25 protein-coding genes are annotated in these 17,809 nt (G+C 51.6%); 19 read left to right on the top strand and 6 right to left on the bottom strand.

Annotated elements, in window-relative coordinates; translation table 11 throughout:
• Positions 1–3: 3 nt before the first annotated feature.
• Genes brxF through FYK55_RS27305 form a run of 4 tightly spaced genes read right to left on the bottom strand, consistent with a single transcriptional unit; the run spans position 4 to position 2,617 of the window.
• Positions 4–516 (bottom strand): BREX-3 system P-loop-containing protein BrxF, encoded by a 513-nt coding sequence (gene brxF, locus FYK55_RS27320; RefSeq protein WP_201743827.1) that lies wholly within the window; start codon positions 514–516, stop codon positions 4–6.
• Positions 476–1,159: a hypothetical protein gene (locus FYK55_RS27315; RefSeq protein WP_150079788.1), complete on the bottom strand. Its 684-nt coding sequence runs from the start codon at positions 1,157–1,159 to the stop codon at positions 476–478. The genes brxF and FYK55_RS27315 overlap by 41 nt, the downstream gene beginning before the upstream one ends.
• A complete protein-coding gene (locus tag FYK55_RS27310) occupies positions 1,149–2,210 on the bottom strand; it encodes a hypothetical protein (protein WP_150079787.1) in 1,062 nt (353 codons plus the stop codon). The genes FYK55_RS27315 and FYK55_RS27310 overlap by 11 nt, the downstream gene beginning before the upstream one ends.
• Complete coding sequence (locus FYK55_RS27305; RefSeq protein WP_261344971.1) at positions 2,207–2,617, bottom strand: helix-turn-helix domain-containing protein; 411 nt, start codon at positions 2,615–2,617, stop codon at positions 2,207–2,209. The genes FYK55_RS27310 and FYK55_RS27305 overlap by 4 nt, the downstream gene beginning before the upstream one ends.
• Before the next feature lie 176 nt (positions 2,618–2,793).
• On the opposite strand from FYK55_RS27305, the gene FYK55_RS27300 reads away from it, so the two are divergent.
• The 3 genes from FYK55_RS27300 (at position 2,794) to FYK55_RS27290 (ending at position 5,651) form a co-directional block, all read left to right on the top strand.
• Entirely contained in the window at positions 2,794–3,744 is a 951-nt protein-coding gene (locus tag FYK55_RS27300) for a hypothetical protein (protein WP_150079785.1), read from the top strand.
• Positions 3,722–4,807, top strand: a complete 1,086-nt coding sequence (locus FYK55_RS27295) for a hypothetical protein (protein ID WP_201743826.1) — start codon at positions 3,722–3,724, stop codon at positions 4,805–4,807. The genes FYK55_RS27300 and FYK55_RS27295 overlap by 23 nt, the downstream gene beginning before the upstream one ends.
• Positions 4,808–4,883: 76 nt before the next feature.
• Complete coding sequence (locus tag FYK55_RS27290; protein WP_150079784.1) at positions 4,884–5,651, top strand: hypothetical protein; 768 nt, start codon at positions 4,884–4,886, stop codon at positions 5,649–5,651.
• A 27-nt stretch (positions 5,652–5,678) separates the two neighbouring features.
• Here the strand turns inward: FYK55_RS27290 and FYK55_RS27285 are convergent, their stop codons facing one another.
• On the bottom strand, positions 5,679–6,719 hold the full coding sequence (locus FYK55_RS27285; protein ID WP_150079783.1) for a hypothetical protein: 1,041 nt from the start codon (positions 6,717–6,719) through the stop codon (positions 5,679–5,681).
• Between the two features lie 131 nt (positions 6,720–6,850).
• Here FYK55_RS27285 and FYK55_RS27280 point away from each other — a divergent pair, with 131 nt between their 5' ends.
• From FYK55_RS27280 to FYK55_RS27205, 16 genes are all read left to right on the top strand, one after another.
• Positions 6,851–7,780, top strand: a complete 930-nt coding sequence (locus FYK55_RS27280) for an ArdC family protein (protein ID WP_161604787.1) — start codon at positions 6,851–6,853, stop codon at positions 7,778–7,780.
• Positions 7,781–8,419: 639 nt separating this feature from the next.
• The gene (locus FYK55_RS27275) at positions 8,420–8,857 is read left to right on the top strand and encodes a hypothetical protein (RefSeq protein WP_150079781.1); all 438 of its coding nucleotides are present in this window, start codon (positions 8,420–8,422) and stop codon (positions 8,855–8,857) included.
• Positions 8,858–8,960: 103 nt separating this feature from the next.
• Positions 8,961–9,242 (top strand): hypothetical protein, encoded by a 282-nt coding sequence (locus FYK55_RS27270; RefSeq protein ID WP_150079780.1) that lies wholly within the window; start codon positions 8,961–8,963, stop codon positions 9,240–9,242.
• Between the two features lie 40 nt (positions 9,243–9,282).
• Positions 9,283–10,230: a Holliday junction DNA helicase RuvB C-terminal domain-containing protein gene (locus tag FYK55_RS27265; protein ID WP_150079779.1), complete on the top strand. Its 948-nt coding sequence runs from the start codon at positions 9,283–9,285 to the stop codon at positions 10,228–10,230.
• A gap of 60 nt (positions 10,231–10,290) precedes the next feature.
• On the top strand, positions 10,291–10,734 hold the full coding sequence (locus FYK55_RS27260; RefSeq protein WP_235909017.1) for a helix-turn-helix transcriptional regulator: 444 nt from the start codon (positions 10,291–10,293) through the stop codon (positions 10,732–10,734).
• A 134-nt stretch (positions 10,735–10,868) separates the two neighbouring features.
• The gene (locus tag FYK55_RS27255) at positions 10,869–11,792 is read left to right on the top strand and encodes a tyrosine-type recombinase/integrase (RefSeq protein WP_150079777.1); all 924 of its coding nucleotides are present in this window, start codon (positions 10,869–10,871) and stop codon (positions 11,790–11,792) included.
• A gap of 3 nt (positions 11,793–11,795) precedes the next feature.
• Positions 11,796–12,221 (top strand): hypothetical protein, encoded by a 426-nt coding sequence (locus FYK55_RS27250; RefSeq protein ID WP_150079776.1) that lies wholly within the window; start codon positions 11,796–11,798, stop codon positions 12,219–12,221.
• 55 nt (positions 12,222–12,276) lie between these two features.
• Entirely contained in the window at positions 12,277–12,585 is a 309-nt protein-coding gene (locus FYK55_RS27245; protein ID WP_150079775.1) for a hypothetical protein, read from the top strand.
• A 50-nt stretch (positions 12,586–12,635) separates the two neighbouring features.
• Positions 12,636–13,034 carry a hypothetical protein gene (locus tag FYK55_RS27240; protein ID WP_150079774.1) on the top strand — a complete coding sequence of 133 codons (399 nt, stop codon included), beginning with the start codon at positions 12,636–12,638 and terminating at the stop codon, positions 13,032–13,034.
• A gap of 49 nt (positions 13,035–13,083) precedes the next feature.
• Entirely contained in the window at positions 13,084–13,509 is a 426-nt protein-coding gene (locus FYK55_RS27235) for a hypothetical protein (RefSeq protein WP_150079773.1), read from the top strand.
• Between the two features lie 83 nt (positions 13,510–13,592).
• On the top strand, positions 13,593–14,015 hold the full coding sequence (locus tag FYK55_RS27230; RefSeq protein ID WP_150079772.1) for a hypothetical protein: 423 nt from the start codon (positions 13,593–13,595) through the stop codon (positions 14,013–14,015).
• A gap of 28 nt (positions 14,016–14,043) precedes the next feature.
• Positions 14,044–14,367 carry a hypothetical protein gene (locus FYK55_RS27225; RefSeq protein WP_201743825.1) on the top strand — a complete coding sequence of 108 codons (324 nt, stop codon included), beginning with the start codon at positions 14,044–14,046 and terminating at the stop codon, positions 14,365–14,367.
• Between the two features lie 64 nt (positions 14,368–14,431).
• Entirely contained in the window at positions 14,432–14,677 is a 246-nt protein-coding gene (locus tag FYK55_RS27220) for a hypothetical protein (RefSeq protein WP_150079771.1), read from the top strand.
• Between the two features lie 442 nt (positions 14,678–15,119).
• A complete protein-coding gene (locus FYK55_RS27215) occupies positions 15,120–15,554 on the top strand; it encodes a hypothetical protein (protein ID WP_150079770.1) in 435 nt (144 codons plus the stop codon).
• A 45-nt stretch (positions 15,555–15,599) separates the two neighbouring features.
• Complete coding sequence (locus FYK55_RS27210) at positions 15,600–16,034, top strand: hypothetical protein (protein ID WP_150079769.1); 435 nt, start codon at positions 15,600–15,602, stop codon at positions 16,032–16,034.
• 29 nt (positions 16,035–16,063) lie between these two features.
• On the top strand, positions 16,064–16,522 hold the full coding sequence (locus FYK55_RS27205) for a zinc ribbon domain-containing protein (protein WP_161604786.1): 459 nt from the start codon (positions 16,064–16,066) through the stop codon (positions 16,520–16,522).
• A gap of 102 nt (positions 16,523–16,624) precedes the next feature.
• Here FYK55_RS27205 and FYK55_RS29305 read toward each other — a convergent pair.
• Positions 16,625–17,809 (bottom strand): hypothetical protein (locus FYK55_RS29305; protein ID WP_161604785.1); only part of this gene is annotated, 1,185 nt, incomplete at its 5' end.

The following is a 17,809-nucleotide window of genomic DNA, read 5'->3' as shown; positions in this document are numbered from 1 at the left end:
CCGTCAATTGCCTTCGGTTGTTTGGACCGGAAGTACGATGGCTTCGGTCTGTTTGAATTGGATGAATTCTGGATGACCAGGCTCGGCATAGGTCAATGTTCCGTCAACGTAACTGCCATTCCAGGATGCGACGACTGTCCGATTACGACTGGAAACTTGCAGCAGACGCAAGGGCTCGACTTCCAAATCGGCGTCAAACAGGATCTCCAAGTTATCGAGAATCACGACATCGCCTGGTTGGCCGGAAACGATTTCCTTGAATAGCCGTTCGACCTGCCGTGAACGCTGTATGCGAGTTAGTTCGAGCATTCTCTTGCTCAACTCCAGATTCACCTTCACGAGTTCGCACCCGGCTCTTTGTGCGACCGATTGAAGCGCAGCCGTTTTCCCAGACCCCGGCGCACCAGCCAGGATGACGAGCCGAAAATACTGGCTCGCCGCCTGCTGAATCGCTTGTTCGAGTTGTGTTGTCTGTTCAATCATTTGAATTTGGCATCTCGAAATCGGCTTGCTCAACTTTGCCCGAGAGCACTTCCAATATCTGTTCGGCGGTCAACGACCTTAGCTTGTCATCTCCCGACTCCGGTTGCTTCAATACTAAAGTTGCTAGAGCTTTGATGTTGATCCGGTTGGCTTCGAGATCGATCAACTGCATGGTCTCTCGTGTCAATGCAAAGGGGTCTAGGCCAGCTACTTGCCTGAGAGACCTGTTGAAGCTCTTGCTATCTGCTGTGCTGAAGCAGTGACCAGAGAGGCGAAGGGTTACACGATCACCGCTTTTTGTTGTGAAGCCAAACTCAATTGAACCGGGATTGGCTTCCGTCCGGCTGTTGTCACGGAGAAATTCCGATAACGCATTCAGGTCAGCATCGAGATCAAACTGAATTCCCTCGCCGTACTTGCGAATTCCCTCATACTTCGCCTGGGCAAGCATCCCAGCCAAGGCGGTTTTTGCGGAAACAGTTAGAAGTTGTGGCATTCGCACAATGAATTCCATCCCTTGTGGATCTTCCTTGCCGAGTCGCACTGGCGATTCACCAAACCACCTGCCTAGGTCACTCCAAAACAGCTTTAAACTAATGACACGGCTATCGAGCGCATGAGCAATGACAATGTGCCCAGCTTCGTGGTGCGCTGCTGAAACCAACTCATCGTCCATGCGGCACCTTCCTTCCAAAATTCAGTGGCTGTACGGTGGCAATGACCCGATCAGGAACCTTGCGAGCCTCAACCACAACAGGACACGCTTCCAAACTTCGCCCTTGGGATTCCCAATGATTCAAGTCTTCCTGGGCACTTCCATCTGCTTGCGGTTCGGCATCGAACAGCCTGTGGATAAGTGAGCCAACTGGAACTCGCATGTTTGTTGGTATTGTGAATCTGGCATTCTGCGCCGCTTTGTTTTGAAGCACCTTGACGGCACGCAACTCACCTGATGGGGTGGCGTCATTGAACAAACTTGGCGTTGCGAGCTTCCTTCTGACTTCCTTTTTGTGGCCAAGCGTGGCTTCAAGGTAAACGACTGGCGTCTCTATTCGTCGAAAGCAAGCGAACAGCGTTGCCTGAAAACTTGCTGCGGGAAAGGCGTTTTCGATGACCGACTCAATGCCGCCAAAAGTCAAGTGTCGCTGGCCGTGCATTGCCTTCTGAAAGGCTGGATTGAAGAGCGGTTCATAGAAGCCGACTTGCCCTGCAATTTCGTCCATCAAGCGTTCGATAGGATCCTGCTCGGATCGATACGCCGGCTCCAACATGTCGGCGTGGGTCGTCAACCGATGAGCAATTTCATGCCAGCGAGTGAAGAATCGTCGAGCGAGTTTTGATTCACGACAATCAATCACAGCAACAAACCGATCTGGATCGTCATCCCCGGCATTCCGACGTTGCACCAAGGCTCCATAGGTCGGGTCATTTTCGTCATCGAACTTCGTCCGCATTCCAGCGAATACGAACTCCTTCTTGCCCCTAGCGTAAACGTCGGTGAGACGGTCCCAATCATCGTCAGAATGGATTTCTTCGAAGACCATCTGGAGTTGGCGAGTGACGAGAGATTCGAGAGCTTCAACGCTTTCCACGCCACCCGATTGATCGACCCATGTATCGATTCTTTGTCGGCAGTAGTTGAGAATTCTGTCCACGGGCGCACCGTCGCCGAGGCCAATCTCGGCTGCAAGAGTTTCGATCTCCCGTGTTAGTTCCCAGCGGCTCATTCGTTCTCCAAAAACTCTTTCACGCCCTCGTAGAACTTCCTCCAGTCCACTGACTCCAGGCCGTCCTTTTTTTGGGCACTGCGGTGGGCGACGATTTGTTTCTGCATATCGAGCAGCATCAGGGTCTGCCGAAAAGACAAACCTTCGTCGGCTGCGAACTTCGCCAGAGATGCCGGAATCGGCACCTGCACAGGCGCTTCTTCGCTTGCCTTGCCGGTCATCAGGTAGTCCAGCGAGACCCCCAATGCGCTAGCAATGCTCAGCAGGTTGGAAGCACTAACGCTGCGTTTCCCGCCTTCCAGTTCCGACAGAAAGCTCTTGGAAAGCCCGGTTTTTGTGCAGAGATGGTCCTGCGTCCAACCGAGTTCCAAGCGTCTTTCCCGTATTCGATCTCCAACGCTTGACACGTCGTGCTCCTTGTTCGGGCAATTTGCAACGCAGCCCTTAATGCGCCAGCAAGCAGTCTAAAGCGAAACCCAGCCAGTTTCAACCAGCAGGAGCCTTGACTTCTTGTTTTGCGAACCATAGCGTAGTTAAGAACGGGTGACTTTAGCGGAGATCAGGCTGAAAAGGATTGGCGAAAATGAGACACTTGCGACGACTTGGTAGCCAGCTTTCGATCCCAATTCCAAGGGATGAAAATGGTTATATCGGGCGTGAATGCCCGGAGTGCGAAGGCTATTTCAAGATCACCCCTGGAACGGGCCTAACTGGAGAGAATCTGCCATGCCACTGTCCATATTGTGGTCATACGTCTTCGCAGGATCAGTTCTTCACGAAGGCTCAGGTCGAATTCGCAAAATCGGTTGCAATCAACAAGATTACGGGGGCAGTACTCAAGGATTTGAAATCATTGGAGTTCAACCATCGACCCAAGGGGCCATTTGGGATTGGGTTCAGCATGAAGGTCAAAGGTCGACCACAGCCTGTTCGCCACTACTCGGAGTTGGAGCTTGAGGAGGAAGTAGTCTGCGATCAATGCACCCTTCGGTACACCGTCTACGGCACATTTGCCTACTGCCCGGATTGCCGCCAGCACAACTCACTTCAGATTCTGGAGAAGAACCTGGCGGTTGCTCAAAAGCAGCTCGACCTAGCTGAATCCGTCGATGCCGACCTATCAGCTCTGCTTATTTCAGATGCGTTGGAGAACTGCGTGTCCGCTTTTGACGGGTTTGGAAGGGAGGCGTGCCGGATCTTTTCATCAAAAGCGAATGACACTGCGAAGGCGACTGCTATCTCGTTTCAGAACCTGGCTGGAGCACAGAAAAATGTACTGGCTCAGTTCAGGGTAGACATTACTTCTGCACTCAGTCCGACTGAATGGGAATTTGCCTGCCGATGCTTTCAGAAGCGCCATCTATTGGCACACAAAATGGGCATCGTTGATGAAGCCTACTTGAAGGCGACGAACGATGTCCGCAGCAACATTGGGCGCAAAGTATCGATTCGAAAAGAGGAAGTCATCGAACTAATTGTCCACATTTGCACATTGGGTTCGCACCTGAAATTTGAACTGGAAGACCTTCAATGAGCGTTATGGACACGAAAAGCAGAACCGGAAATCCAACTCATCATTCGAGGAAAAATCGATGGCGTTGACTGTTTGGGCCGCTTTCGATGCATTTCGGCGGGATAGCGTGGACTTGCCGTCTAGTACAACGAGCACTGCCCGCTCCAGCCGGGACTATTTGTTTGAGCAACTGAAATCACTGGACACCAAAGATCCGGCTTTCCCCGACATGAGTTGGTCTAGTTACCTTTCGTTTGGGTCATTCGCTCGGAAAACGAAAATTCGACCACTCGACGACATCGACTTGATGATCCTACTCAATGGACGAGGAACTGAGAGTCACAGTTCAGGCTACGGGTACACCTACCGGCTTAGGATAACCGACAACTCCGCTCCGCTTTCTGGCTTTAATGACGGCTATGGGAATGTTAATTCACGCCGTGTTCTAAATCAGATCAAGTCGTCGCTGTCTTCCATTACGAATTACCGAAAAGCGGATATCAAGCGAAGCCAGCAGGCGGTAGTCCTTAACTTGGCCTCATACGACTGGGCATTCGACATCGTTCCGGCGCTTCCGGTCAGTGACTTCACAGGAAGCGGAATTGCGTATTATTTGATTCCAGACGGAGGCGGCAATTGGATTCGAACTGATCCTCGGAAGGATAGCGAGAGAGTAACTGCAACGAACAAGCGACACAGCGGCAATTTTTTGCCAGTCATGCGGTTGCTAAAGTTCTGGAACCGCCGCACGCATAAGCCTCGCCTCGCTTCGTATTACTTCGAGACTCTCGTGCAAAACGTGTTCGCATATTGCACTCCCATCCAGGCTTATCCGACCGCTTTGCAGTATTTCTTCCAGAACTGCCAGACCCATTTAATGTCTTCATGCGCTGACCCAAAGGGACTTGGACCACCTTTGGACGAAGGTGTTGACTGGCAAACAAAAACGAAGATAAGAGACGCCATGAATAACGCTGCGCAGCGTGCCAGTTTTGCCAACATGTACGAGCAGCAGGGCGATCACAAGAATGCAATCTACTGGTGGCGAGAGATCTTTGGATCGGAGTTTCCAACATATGGCTGAGAACCACACACCGCTTAACCCAATATCGCTTTGCCGTAGTCTCGATCAGTCAGCCAAGTGGTGGTGGGGATTTTCGTTGGTTCTGAAAGCCATCGCATTTCTGGTTGGTGTTAGTGTCTTCTTTGTCAACATTTCAGTCGAGCCGATCCCATTCGTTGTAGCTGCGGCCACTCTCGCTTCGGAACTTGCGGCATATCGCATGGAGCGAGTCAGGGGAATTGGGCAAGGGCTGCGACGAAAAATCGAAATGCAAGACGGTTTCGGATGGGAGATTTCTGGCCGTGAATTATCTGACTTGGTTGCTCGCTGCTCACGCTCTGTTAAGTCGGGGGCAAGGAAGTTCGAATCCGATGAACCATATTTTGCAAGCAAGGAGTCTCCTGGGGCTAAGCGAGGTGTGGAAAACGTCATGGAATCGGCTTGGTGGAGTAAGCACTTGTCCGAGACGATGCTTTGGATTTGCATAACCGTTATTGGCTTGGCAATACTGGGCTCGATAGCGGCGCTCGTGGTGAGCATCCTAACGATAACCAGCCAGGTCAACCTCGTCGCAATCAGCCGAATTGTGACTTCGGTCCTCTTGTTGGGGTTGTCGCTAGGTCTGCTACGTCTTGCGATTGGCTATTTCGCATTTTCCGCTCGTGCTGAGGAAATCGAAAAGCGAGCAGAATCATTGCTGAACGAGAAGAAGCTGAATCAAACTGAATCAATCAAGTTGGTCCACGAATATCAACTCGCTAGAGCTTCGGCACCAATCATTCCCGAATGGATATGGAAGTGGAGGCGAAAGGAACTTAACGAACTCTGGTGCGAATTCCGCCAAAGACCTGAAGCACAGGCATGATTGAAGAGGCTGCGCCAGAGCCGTTCTCTAGCCATACATGCCAGGAAATTCGACGCTTTCGATTTCATCGATGTCACGTTCAAGTTGAACAAGAAATTCGTCAATACTTTTTCGTTCAGACCTTGGGAGTTTCGGAGGTGGATCGAGATGCTGCCGAACAGCACCAATCGCCGCACGCAAAATGCCTGCCGCTACACCTGCACGGTCTGCCCGACTCTTTCCTGATTTTGATGGAAAGTGAATAACCTTGTATTCTTGAAGCGAATCGGGAACTTCTGGTGCATCCGCCGAAATCGATTCTAGTTGACTCGCCGCCTCTTCTCTGGCCTGTCCAATATCGCTGTCCTGTAGGCTTTCAGGCGTATTCTCAAAGGCTTCTTCCATCTCCTCTGCAAGTTCTGCAACGATCTCGTAAGCGTCATTTACGAGAGTCTCAAGTGTCTTCGTAAAATGCATTTCTTTCACTGCAGCATATTCTTCTTTCGCAGGAAGAGCGGCAGCGATTACGACCTTTGAGGAGCCACTTCTTGTGGTCGAGGGAAACTCGAAGTGTGCCCGAAGAACCTGCCAGATAAGCGAGTCGTAGGATCGAGTAACCGACTGCCGAGAGTATGACTCACCGACCTTGAATTTGTCGTTGACTGTCTTCAGCCGTTTTGGTGGGTTCAAGCAAATTTCGACTTGCTCAAGCAAATCTGCAAGGTCACGTTTTCGGTTCCTAATCGTTGAAGAACCACCTGACCAAGAACTTCGGCCCAGCAGAATGATGTCCCTCTCCAGCGCTGAAATCTGTTTCTTCAGCTTCGCAGGAATCTTCTTGTTCTCTTGGATCTCTTGAAGCCGCCGCCGTCGCCTTTGCAGAGTTCGCAACTCAGATTCATGTCTTTGAAGGATCTCCTCAAAAGTCGACTGCACGGCCTTTGATGCAGCATCACGCTTCTTTAGCTGCGATTGGCAATACTCGATCCCGCCCATCGTCTCTTCGATGAGAATGTCGAGCAACTCAATTGCGGTTTTGGAATCTCGAAGTTTCTCGTCCAGGTTTTGTTGTCGTCTCTTTTTTGCCATCTCCCTTTCCTCTGATTGAGAAGTGCTCAATTTAAGCTGGCTACAGGTAGTTGAGGAGAAAGCTGGCCCAGATTCCGATGCTGACACCCGCTTGCTCGCTGTACTTCACTCATTCACGAGGAGCAGCCGCAATGCGAAGCCAGAACGACATCCGCCAAGACATTACTAACTCCATCATCGAAAGCCTGAGCAATGGATCGCTTCCTCCTTGGCGAAAACCTTGGTCGGACGATCCGAACTCGCCGGGACTTCACACCAGCCTGAGCACGGGAGCCGTTTACCGTGGGATCAACCAGTTGATTCTTCAGTGCTCTGCCGCCAAGCAGAACTTTCAGAGCAAGTGGTGGGGCACGTTCAAGCAAATCCAATTCAACGGGGCTTCTGTTCGCAAAGGTCAGAAAGCCACGAAGATTGTTTTGTGGAAGCCAATCAAACGAAGCCGAATCGACGAAAACGGAAAAGAAACCGACGACAGCTTCATGGTCATGCGGGAGTTCAGCGTGTTCAACGCCGAGCAAACCACCGGCCTCGATCAATTCCGAGTTGGCCACACTAAGCCAAACCTCGATTCCGAAATCCGCTACCAGCACGCCGATGAAGTCATCGAAGCGACTGGGGCAACGATCAACTACGGGGGCAACCGGGCCTTTTATCGACGCTCCGACGATACGATCACGATGCCATTCAGGCACCAATTCGAAAGTCCAGAATCGTTCTACGAAACGCTTCTGCATGAACTCGTGCATTGGGGAGTTACTCGCAGTGACTTCGAACGAAAACAAACCAAGGAAACCTACGCCTTCGAAGAGCTTGTGGCAGAGTTGGGCGCTTCATTTCTAATGGGGGCATTTTCGATAAGCACGACGGCCACCACGGAAAACAGTGCTTCGTATTTGAAGCAATGGCTCTCTGCCATGGCCAACGATTCGACGTACATCTTCAAGGCGTCCGCTCTTTCGTCGAAGGTTGTGGATCAGCACATCCTCTCTTTCAGCCGAGACGCTGAAGATGCGCCCGAAGCCCGCAACCAACCGGTTCTGGCTCGATCAAAGTCGTACTAGCGAACTTTCTCGCTCTTTCTGACACCCGCTTGTCACCTGTCCTGATCGGGACAACCGAACGGAACGCCGGGGATGATCAAACGTCACTTCCGGCTTCGGCACTTCGAAGAACAGCATGAGCCACTGCAACAAAGCTGGCCGGTGAGCGGTGGAGTTCTGCTGCCATCCAAGAAGCCCTGAAGTCACTACTGGTCTATCCCCGGCGTTTCCGTTTGGTCCTTTCAAATTCCAACTTTTCAAACACTAGACAACTATGCCTGACGACAGATTCCTTCCAGGCAGCCCAAGCAAACGTCGAGTGAGGGAAGTTCGGTCGCACCTTTGGCGATACGGCATAAGACCCAAGGGCGAAAGCTGGCGATTGGCTTGGCAGTGGGCATTTGAGATTGCTTGTTCCTATTGGCATTTTCGATGGCCGCTACCGAGCGAAATTGCCAGCCAATACGTCTTCCTGATGCTGTGCGACATGAGAGACGGACACTCGCTGAGACTTCCATATCGAGCCGATCAAGTCCAGCCAGATGCCGTGAAGCAAATGATTCCCGATGATCCGCTGATCGTCATTCCAAAATTTGATTCCACGAACTGACACCCGCTTGTATGCCAGTCAGTCACCCACACAAAACAAGGAGCCACACAATGAACCAAATCAAGAACTTGCTTTCCAAAGTTTGGGGCAAAGAGTCCGCCGATTTCACAGTCGGACGACACGAGATCGACGAAGTGATCGTTGTTCGTGTCAGGGGCAGCGTCGAAAAGCACGCTGACCAATTCGTGAGCCCGACCGTCAGCATTCCCTTGGTCTCCACGTTGGCCCTGTTCTGGGAGAAGGCAGGGCTGAACCGGGACGATGCATTGTCGCTTCTCCGTGAAGCAATCACTGAGGCCATGGACGACAAGGTGAACGAGGACAGCGCCATTCAGTCTCGAATTGATGACGTTCAGGAAGCGATATCAACTGTAAGGAAGGAGTTGATCGACCGCCTTCCAAAGATGAAGCGGTCTGGCCGACTCGTCACCAAGGATCTCGATGTCGCTGTCACTCCAGTCGGTTTTGCCGACGAAGTTGCCGCTTAGGTGTTGTGTGTGGCGATGGGGCAAGGAGGCCCCATTTTCACTTTCGAAATGACACCCGCTTGGTTGGCATCGATCAATCCATATTTTGTTACGGAGCCAAACGATGCATAAAACACCAATGATCACTGACGAAGAGCGGGAGCAACTTCAACCACTACTGTCGCTCATTCCAGATCCAGACCGCCTGTATGCCTGCACGATGTCGGGCGAGTTCTTCGACTGCCATGACCACGCACTGATGGCGTTTCAGATCTGGCGACGAATGGGACGGAACAACGAATCCACCGGTGCTGCATGGCGGCGATTGATGCAGAGCGATTGCCCCAACGAGGACGTGATGGCATTTGTTGCTTTCCATGTCTTCAACGGAATGAACATCGAGTGACACCCGCTTGTCTGACAGAACAACCAACACGGAGAAACAAATGCACGAGACTGAACCAATCTTGACCAGCCTGAGCCAAGTTGTTGGCCAAACCCGAGCCGTTCGAGTTCTGCAAACGGCATTTGATGCTTACTGGCACGAACGAAGCAAACACGGTGAAGAGAACGTGTCGTTCCCACACCTGCTTATGGCAGGACCGGGAGGAACTGGGAAGACGACGCTGAGCGAGCTTGTAGCCCGTGAACTTTGCACCGAGGTCCATGTTGAATTGGCGAATAACATCGGGAACGTCAGTCAGATGCAAGGTTTATTGATGATGCTCGACAAACCGGGCCAAATCCTGTTCATCGATGAAATAGCGGAGCTAAATGAAACCGTCCAGATCTGCCTCTACAGGGCGACCGAGGACCGAAAGCTATTTCTAGGCGGCAAGAAGAAGCCGGTGACATTGCCGCCTTTTACGCTGATCGGTGCGACCACGCATGAATACATGCTGACCACCAGTTCAAGAGACCGGTTCAAGATCCTGCTCCGATTGACGCACTACTCCAGCGACGAAATGGCCGTGCTGATCGAGCAGCGAGCCAAGCGTCTTGGGTGGGGGATTGATCCCAAATCAATCCACGAACTCGCCAAACGAAGCCGTGGTGTTCCACGACTCGCCGTCCGAATGCTGGAAGCTGCCAAGCGATCTTGTTCTGCCAATGGCTGCGACTTCATCGAGCCCCGCCACATCAAAGAGATGACAGAAATGGAGGGGATCGATGCCCTGGGTTTTGATCCGGTGGAACAGAGCTATCTCAACCTGCTGAAGCAACATCAAGGGCCGGTACGGCTCAACGTATTGGCCACGCATCTCGGTTTGCCTCGTCAGTCAATTGAGATGTTTGAAGGCGATTTCATCAGGCTTGGATTGATCACCAAGAACGAGAAAGGCCGCTGCCTGACACCCGCTGGACACGAGCACCTTAAGGCAAACACAGCCTGATTTTTTTGTGTCTGAACTGTCCGATTTCTGCAAGGCAACTGAACGATGACCGTAAACACGATGACCGAGAACAAACCGAAAGCTGCTATCACAGTGAGCAAGATGTGTTCGCTGCTGAAGATGAGCCGCAGCCAATTTTACTGGCACGTTAAGCGGGGGACATTCCATTCGCCCCTTCGGCTGTCCAATGGCCGACCGTATTTCAATGCAAGTCAGGTCGAAGACAACTTGAAGGCGAGAGAGATGGGCATCGGCGTGAACGGGGAATACGTCCTCTTTTACGAGCGATCCGAAACGCCACAGAAGCCAAAGGTAACACCCGCTTCCAAAGCAGATCATACGGAATTGTTGGAGAGTCTTCAGGCCCTCGGCCTCACCGGCTTGACGACTAGCCAGGTGGGTGAGGCGGTCGAGTCCTGCTACCCGAATGGTGCCAGCGGCGAAGACGACAACGACATTCTCCGCACAGTTTTCCGACATATGAAGCGTTCGGGAATCGGGTGAAAAGTGTTGTGTGACTGATCGGTGGTTGTTTCAAACCTCGAAGAAGTCCGTTCGATGTCCGTCGATTTCCGTTAGAGGTTCGGCGGAAGTCTGGTTTGAAACTGTTCGGTTTTACGAGGAAAGCAGCGAGAAAGATGAGCGAAAACAAATCCGAAAAGCGCTCGGAATTAAGCAACACAAGTCACGTTATCTTGCATTCGCCTGATTCAGCGGGCCAGATGATCCAGCAGGCCGACTCGGACGACCAATTGATTGCTCTCTGGCTGCACGGTCGTCCCAAAAACACTCAGCGGGGATATCGAAGGGAGATTGATCGTTTCATAGATTTCGTGAAAAAGCCATTTCGTTCGGTGAAGCTGATCGACCTTCAGGCGTTCGCCGATCATCTCGGCCAGTCATTGAAGCCATCGTCTGCGAATCGAGCCATGAGCGCCGTGAAGAGCTTGCTGGCGTTCGGTCATCGACTTGGTTATTTGCAATTCGACGTTGGCCGAGCATTGAAGTTGCCGGGATTCAGAGATGAATTGTCGGAGCGAATTATCAGTGAGACGGAGGTATTGCGGATCATCTCGCTGGAGCCAAACCCACGAAACCGAGCGATTCTGCTGACGTTTTACGCTGGTGGATTCAGGGTTTCTGAAATATGCGCACTGAAGTGGCGTCATTTGCAGGATCGGGATTCTACGGGTCAGATCACCGTTTTCGCTAAGGGCGAGAAAACCAGATCCGTACTCATGCCGAGATCAGCTTGGGATACGCTGATGACCTTGCGTGGTGACGCCTCACTGGAAGCTCCTGTTTTCAGGAGCCGCAAAAAGGGGCATCTCTGCGAATCTGCCGTATGGCGAGTTGTAAAAAAGGCGACCAAACGTGCTGGCATTCCGAAAGAGGTTTCCTGTCACTGGTTTCGCCACGCCCATGCTTCCCACAGTCTGGATCGAGGCGCTCCAATCCACTTGGTTCAGGCGACGTTGGGGCATAGTTGCGTTGCCACCACGGGCCGATATCTTCATGCTCGACCCTCCGATTCGAGCGGCAGCTACCTGCCTTTGGGATAGCCAATGAACTTGAAAGACCAAATTTACGAAGCAAGGGACATTCTCTTGAGCATCTTCGAACAGCCAAAACCGACCCTCGGCATCGACCTCGACGGATGCGTTGATGAGTCACCGAGATTCTTCAGCGTCCTTACCCACGTTTGGCCGGGCGAAGTAATCGTCGTCACTTATCGCAGTGACCGAGCCAAAGCGATTGCTGACCTTGAAAAGAATGGCATCAAATTCACCGACGTTGTGCTGGTGAGCAGTTTCGATGCAAAGGCCGAAGTTATCAAAGAGCGGGGAATCAACGTGTACATCGATGACCAGCCCGAAATGCTCAAGAACATTCCGCCTGACGTGAGCGTGATGCTCTTTCGCAACGAAGGGAACTTCGATTTCGATGATCGAAAATGGATGTTCAGCGATCAGACAGGGAAGATGGTCTGACGAATCAACACCCGCTTGATCTTCGAAACACTTATTCACGATTTCGGAGATCCAAATGCACCAGATCACTTCCATCGCAAACGGCACCAACGAAGCTGAACAAGCAGCAGCCAAAGACGCTGCTGCAATCCAAGATGCCGTTAATCTCGTCGCAATTGTTGGCTGCTTCCATCGTCACCTGCTTGCTCTTCAGCGTTCTGGCGTTTGTGGCGACGATCTGATCAATCATCCGGTTTCTCTGTCATTCACAAGCAAACTCAACAGCTTGTGCCGCATGACCACCGAACGTGAGATGGCGGCACTCTCTGCCATCGACAAGATCGCCAACGGTGAGTCGGTCGAATACGACGTGATCCCGCTCTGACACCCGCTTGTTATCCATCACAAAAAACAATTTTTGGAATGGAGCAAACGATGAGCGAGATCAAAGCATCAGGCAACCTGCACGGCCACGAACTAACCAACATCCCGGTCCTGAATCCCGGCGATTGGTTTGGAAAAACTTGGCTGATTGAGATTGGTGGTAGTTACACGCCGCTGTTCTTGATCGTCGAAGCCAACAGCATGTCGGATGCCATCGATGAACTGGCTGATAACGAACAGTACGGCCATCTGATCGTCGTCGAAGACGAATATCTTGGCGATTATCCCGAGGACAGCCGCCACTACGGTCCCAGCGGCCAAGTCCTCGATTTGGATCATCTGATGATTTACGGACAAGAAGGAGCCGCAATTCCGTTTCCTTGTCGATACCACGGCGAAGGCTTGCCAACTGATGGAGTTCTCCCGACCGAGTTCGAACACGCCGAGTGACACCCGCTTGATTGTTGTCACATCACTCGACTCAAAAGGGAGAATGAAAATGGGATGGCTTTTCCGAAGCGACCTGACCCGAAAAGAATTGATCGGCGACCGAACTGAATCATGGGAGCGAACATCGGGCGAAACAATCGTTCGATCCGAATGCTTGGCCCACTGCTACCGTGGCGGTGGATTTTCCGGCGTGCTTTGGGCCGTTTGGGAGCGTCGATTCATCAAAGACGGTGAAGACATCGAACCAAAACAACGCTGGATCACATGCGATCTTCTTCAATACCAGCGTGATTCGGGATGGGGTTACAAAGACATGGATGAATCGATGCACCCGTACTACTACTCTTGCCCGCTCAAGTATCTGAATATGGTTCCCATCGACGAATTCGGTGGCAATGCCGAGTGGCGTGCTGAAGTGATTGAGCATCACGAACGGCGACGAGCAAAACGCCAGTCACGAGCCATCATCGTCTGAGCATTACTCGCCGATGACACCCGCTTGTGGATTAACAGAGCCAAGACGACCGGCTCACACAACATCCACAAGCGAGGTGCCACATGCAATTCTCCATCATCTACAGCGTCGATTGTCCCGAAGGCGAAGACATTGATCTCTACGCTCCTCCCCAAGTCGATGAACTCTGGGATCAGACCGAAGAGGACGAGCAGTACGACTACGGATATCTGGAAGGTTGCTGGACCAATGGATCGCATCGGAAATGGTGCGCCATCCTGAGCCGTGAAGAGTTCGACGAGTTTGTCGGACACTGCGGATTGCAAGCTGAATCAACCGAAACGATGGGATCTCTTGGTGCCCCCGGTTGCGGATTCGGTTGGGCTCCAGCAATCAGCTTCACGAGCGACGATCCCAATGCGATCCAGTCTGCTTACGTCACTCCGCTTCCCGAAGTCGAGAAAGAATCGTTCGATGAGGATGACTGGCAACGAGTGAAATCCGCCGTGGTCGCCGTCTACGGCTGACACCCGCTTGAGAGACATCAACAGGGCCATGTTCAACGCCATGGCTCTTCTTTGGCACACAACGGAGATCATCATGAGCAAGCCATTGTTTCCATTGGGCCGAGTCACTGCCACGCCCGGATGCCTTGAACTTCTTGACAAGAACAATCAAGCACCAAGCGATCTGTTGGATCGACATGTTCGAGGGGATTGGGGAATCGTTGATCCCGACGATGCCCAAGCGAACAACCTCGCACTTGAGCATGGCGAACGTCTTCTGAGTTCCTACGAGCTTCTTGATGGCTCGAAAGTCTGGGTGATCACCGAATGGGATCGCTCCGCAACAACGCTACTCAGGCCATCAGATTACTGATTCTTACCTGACACCCGCTTGTGAAGCGTAACTGACAGCCAACACTTCCAACCGAGGAGCAATCATGAACGATCCAACCGAAGCAATCCGCAAAGAATTGGTCGCTGAACTGAATGAAACTGAAGCGACGAAAGCTGAACTGGAAAAGACTCATGGAAGAGTCTGGTCTACCGATGAGATGCGTGCCGAATTTGAGCCACTGGGTTTCATGGCACCGTTCATTGTGGTTCGCAAGTTGGATACGGGCGAGCGAGGCAGTCTCATGTTTACCCACGCACCACGTTTCTATTTTGGATGGCAGCCGGAATGAAATCGCAATGGGACCGGGACCATCGCCAGTCGTGCGATGGTCCCGTTTGTTTTAGCGCCATTTCTATGGAATGGTGGCGTCTATGGAATGGTGGCGTCGATTTTCTTCGGCCAACCGAAAGGTTGTCGCAGAAAAAACAATCAAACAATTGTTGATGGAACCTTGGAAAGCCTAGTCCCCAGCTTGCCCTTGCCGAGCTTAGTGCGTTGTCGCTTTTGTTAAACCTCTCGCTTTTTGATCCCCGCCAAGGTTGCTGCAAAAATCGCAACTTTCTGAATCCCCGCCTATCCGCCATCAGCTTGAAAGCTGAATGGCAACTGCCATCGCCAAAAATCCGCCGCCCCTAATTTATGTCGAGCATAGGGTCGCAAGCAATCACTCGATTAACTGACACCCGCTTGTTCTGTCTCGCACCGATTCAACCTCGAAAAAGGAGACAGCCATGCTCTTACGAGCACAAGCGTTCGGCAAAGACCCGTTTCGGCGATTTCTTATCCTGCGAATCGATGATCGCAAACTTTGGGACGGTGAATCGTTCACCGATGAATTCGATTCCGCACGGAAGTTTCACACCCCGTCAGACGCCTGCTTCGCCATTCAAGACATTCTGAAAGAGCACTACAAGGATCTTCCACAGCGTCATTATGTAGTGCCGGTGGAGATCTCCGTCCAAGGAAACGTGACAGAGAAAGAGATTGCTGAATACCTCTTTCGAGCCTCGGTCTTGAGCATTCGCACTGAGGAATTCGGAAACGGCCCCAAAGACTCTTACGTCGCCCCAATCATTCATTGGGGATATCTCAAAGCCACAGATGGCCCAGTGAACAAAGACTCGGAAAACCCTGTCAATTGGGGGCTGGATCAAGACGATTCTTGATCACTCACAAGCCCAGCCAATTCCCATTCTTCCAAAGGAGCATCTGTGTTTCTGCAACCAATCGAAGTTGGCGACGGCTTCGTTATCTCAAAACTCAACGACAGGACTTACTGGGACGGCTGGCGATTCGTCAGTGACATTGCTTCAGCCAAGAAGTATCCCTCTCTGTGGGAAGCGATGAAAGAGATCCAAGAGATCATCGATGCGCAGTACGAACCGTTCCAGAAAAAGTCCTATATCGTTCCGGTGACAATTGAAGCCACTGGGAATGTGACACGCAAGGAGATCGGTGAATACCTCCAAGCTGCGGCGAAGCTGTTTGTTGATCGGGAGGAGTTCGGAAACGGCCCTTCAGCGGATAGTTACGTCGAGCCAGAGATCCATTGGCACCTGATCAAAGATCTTTCTGACGGTCTCGATGAAGATCCAGATGATCCGTACTCATCGTGGGGCTACGACCTCGACATCGACGATCTTTAATTTCCATTTTCCAAGGAGTCACTTCAGCTTTGAGAACTTCCAGATTTGTAATTATCCTCCGTGCGATGATCGTCTTTTACATCATTTGGACGATCATTGGCTGGGCGTTCAACACGCCGATCAACAACAAACAGTGGTCGCCGTGGTTCGTTTTGGCGCTCTCCGTTGGAACCATCCTTTTGTACGGCGGATTCGGATGGGTCTTCGTTCGAATCGGCATGGCGATCCTTCACGGCAATGATCCCGAGTACCACCGATTCCTTCGAAACGGTGGAGACCCATACTTTGCCAGTTTGCCGTGGCCGTTCAATCCAGACTCTCGTGTGACCCGAGTGACAGGCAGGCAGGAGCCAAAGACGACGTTTGTCCCACCGGCTGATTGGCTCTTCCAGTGCCCTGTTTGTGGCGCTAGGGTCGAGCACCGCATCGATATTTGTTGGCACTGCGGCTATGGAAGTGACGGCGATTCAACCGCTTACTTCGATTAAAATGGGGATACCTGTCCACCTGAGTTCACACCTGAAAGATGAGAGAAGATTGGTGAGGGTGACAGCGACGGAAACAATGCGAGCGTTTACTTAGGGACAGAACTATCTCATACCGAACCTCTTTACTACCCATTTCGAGCGTCCTTTCCTTCGGATAAAGCTCGGCTGCTTGGCGGATAGGTCGAGTTGCTCACGCAGTAATGACAATTCTTGGTCCATGTCGGGTCGCTTTGTCTTCAGTTCATTAATTGCATTATCGATCGACTTTTTGATGTTGTCCTTGGCGTTTTTGAATGTGCTATTACGAAAATATGCATTAAGTGCTTCTTCTATTTCGACAATTTCATCGCTTAATTGCTCTGCACGACCTGCGCTTCCAAGTTCTATAGCATTCTCCATGTCTGACTGACACTCCTCCAAGCGACGGAGCAAATCTGCCTTACCTTCGGGGTCATAGGCTTTCTTTCGTTTGCCGCCCCCGGGCAAGTCCATGCGAAGTTCGATATCGGGCTCTATTTCAGACGCTTTCCTAGGGCGACCTCCTCTTTTCACAACTTGGCCACTAATCCGATGAAGAGTCACAGGGTCAACGCTATTGGGCGAGTGTTCAATCAGATAGGCAATTCTATGTAGTCCCGCCTGTTGACCGATAACTTCGACTACATCCGACCCAGAAAATCGCACATGCCATTTGTTGTCATGCGTCTCGATAAGCTCGTGAGCCTTGGTCGAGCTTTGTTCTGATTCTTCTGAAACTTCGGAAGCATCGCCGTCAACCGCATTGGCAGCTTGTTCGAACCGCAAGTCTTCAGAGTCAACACCCTTCGTTGCTGAATTGTGGTCATCTTCCTGCTGAGAAGTATCGGGCGATGATGCAAAACCGGCATGTCGAACCGGCATGTCGGCCAACGGCCATGGCTCATTTTCTGTTAGTACAAGATCGGGTCGAAGCAACGCTCGAATCGCTGATACGGATGAAGTGAACACATCATCGATCAAGGTCCAGCGAATCGGATGAGCGGGATATCGTGTTCCTCTGTCCAATTGTCGCCACAGGTTCACGGTCTCAAAAAACTCCCTGCGGTCTCCATTCTCCCGCCCCCACGTCGTCATTGTGCAACGCAGCAACGGCATTTGGTATCGAAATGCCCATGCGTGAAGACTTCCGACCCAGCCTTCAGCAGAATTGAAATTGAAGGGCACTAAGTCATTTACCTCAATCTCTTTGAGATCTTCTTCCGTCAGTACGTTGAGAGTTGATTCCACAAGGTTAAAGAACAATTCCTT

This window comes from Roseiconus nitratireducens (genome assembly GCF_008629675.1).
Classification (GTDB): Bacteria; Planctomycetota; Planctomycetia; order Pirellulales; family Pirellulaceae; genus Stieleria; species Stieleria nitratireducens.
This window is presented reverse-complemented; position numbering and strand designations above follow the sequence as displayed.

Excerpts from the sequence above, each read along its gene's own strand:
- FYK55_RS27315 (WP_150079788.1), bottom strand. The coding sequence starts at position 1,159 with ATGGACGATGAGTTGGTTTCAGCAGCGCACCACGAAGCTGGGCACATT.
- FYK55_RS27310 (WP_150079787.1), bottom strand. The coding sequence starts at position 2,210 with ATGAGCCGCTGGGAACTAACACGGGAGATCGAAACTCTTGCAGCCGAG.
- FYK55_RS27300 (WP_150079785.1), top strand. The coding sequence starts at position 2,794 with ATGAGACACTTGCGACGACTTGGTAGCCAGCTTTCGATCCCAATTCCA.
- FYK55_RS27285 (WP_150079783.1), bottom strand. The coding sequence starts at position 6,719 with ATGGCAAAAAAGAGACGACAACAAAACCTGGACGAGAAACTTCGAGAT.
- FYK55_RS27280 (WP_161604787.1), top strand. The coding sequence starts at position 6,851 with ATGCGAAGCCAGAACGACATCCGCCAAGACATTACTAACTCCATCATC.
- FYK55_RS27275 (WP_150079781.1), top strand. The coding sequence starts at position 8,420 with ATGAACCAAATCAAGAACTTGCTTTCCAAAGTTTGGGGCAAAGAGTCC.
- FYK55_RS27270 (WP_150079780.1), top strand. The coding sequence starts at position 8,961 with ATGCATAAAACACCAATGATCACTGACGAAGAGCGGGAGCAACTTCAA.
- FYK55_RS27265 (WP_150079779.1), top strand. The coding sequence starts at position 9,283 with ATGCACGAGACTGAACCAATCTTGACCAGCCTGAGCCAAGTTGTTGGC.
- FYK55_RS27260 (WP_235909017.1), top strand. The coding sequence starts at position 10,291 with ATGACCGAGAACAAACCGAAAGCTGCTATCACAGTGAGCAAGATGTGT.
- FYK55_RS27255 (WP_150079777.1), top strand. The coding sequence starts at position 10,869 with ATGAGCGAAAACAAATCCGAAAAGCGCTCGGAATTAAGCAACACAAGT.
- FYK55_RS27250 (WP_150079776.1), top strand. The coding sequence starts at position 11,796 with ATGAACTTGAAAGACCAAATTTACGAAGCAAGGGACATTCTCTTGAGC.
- FYK55_RS27245 (WP_150079775.1), top strand. The coding sequence starts at position 12,277 with ATGCACCAGATCACTTCCATCGCAAACGGCACCAACGAAGCTGAACAA.
- FYK55_RS27240 (WP_150079774.1), top strand. The coding sequence starts at position 12,636 with ATGAGCGAGATCAAAGCATCAGGCAACCTGCACGGCCACGAACTAACC.
- FYK55_RS27235 (WP_150079773.1), top strand. The coding sequence starts at position 13,084 with ATGGGATGGCTTTTCCGAAGCGACCTGACCCGAAAAGAATTGATCGGC.
- FYK55_RS27230 (WP_150079772.1), top strand. The coding sequence starts at position 13,593 with ATGCAATTCTCCATCATCTACAGCGTCGATTGTCCCGAAGGCGAAGAC.
- FYK55_RS27225 (WP_201743825.1), top strand. The coding sequence starts at position 14,044 with ATGTTCAACGCCATGGCTCTTCTTTGGCACACAACGGAGATCATCATG.
- FYK55_RS27220 (WP_150079771.1), top strand. The coding sequence starts at position 14,432 with ATGAACGATCCAACCGAAGCAATCCGCAAAGAATTGGTCGCTGAACTG.
- FYK55_RS27215 (WP_150079770.1), top strand. The coding sequence starts at position 15,120 with ATGCTCTTACGAGCACAAGCGTTCGGCAAAGACCCGTTTCGGCGATTT.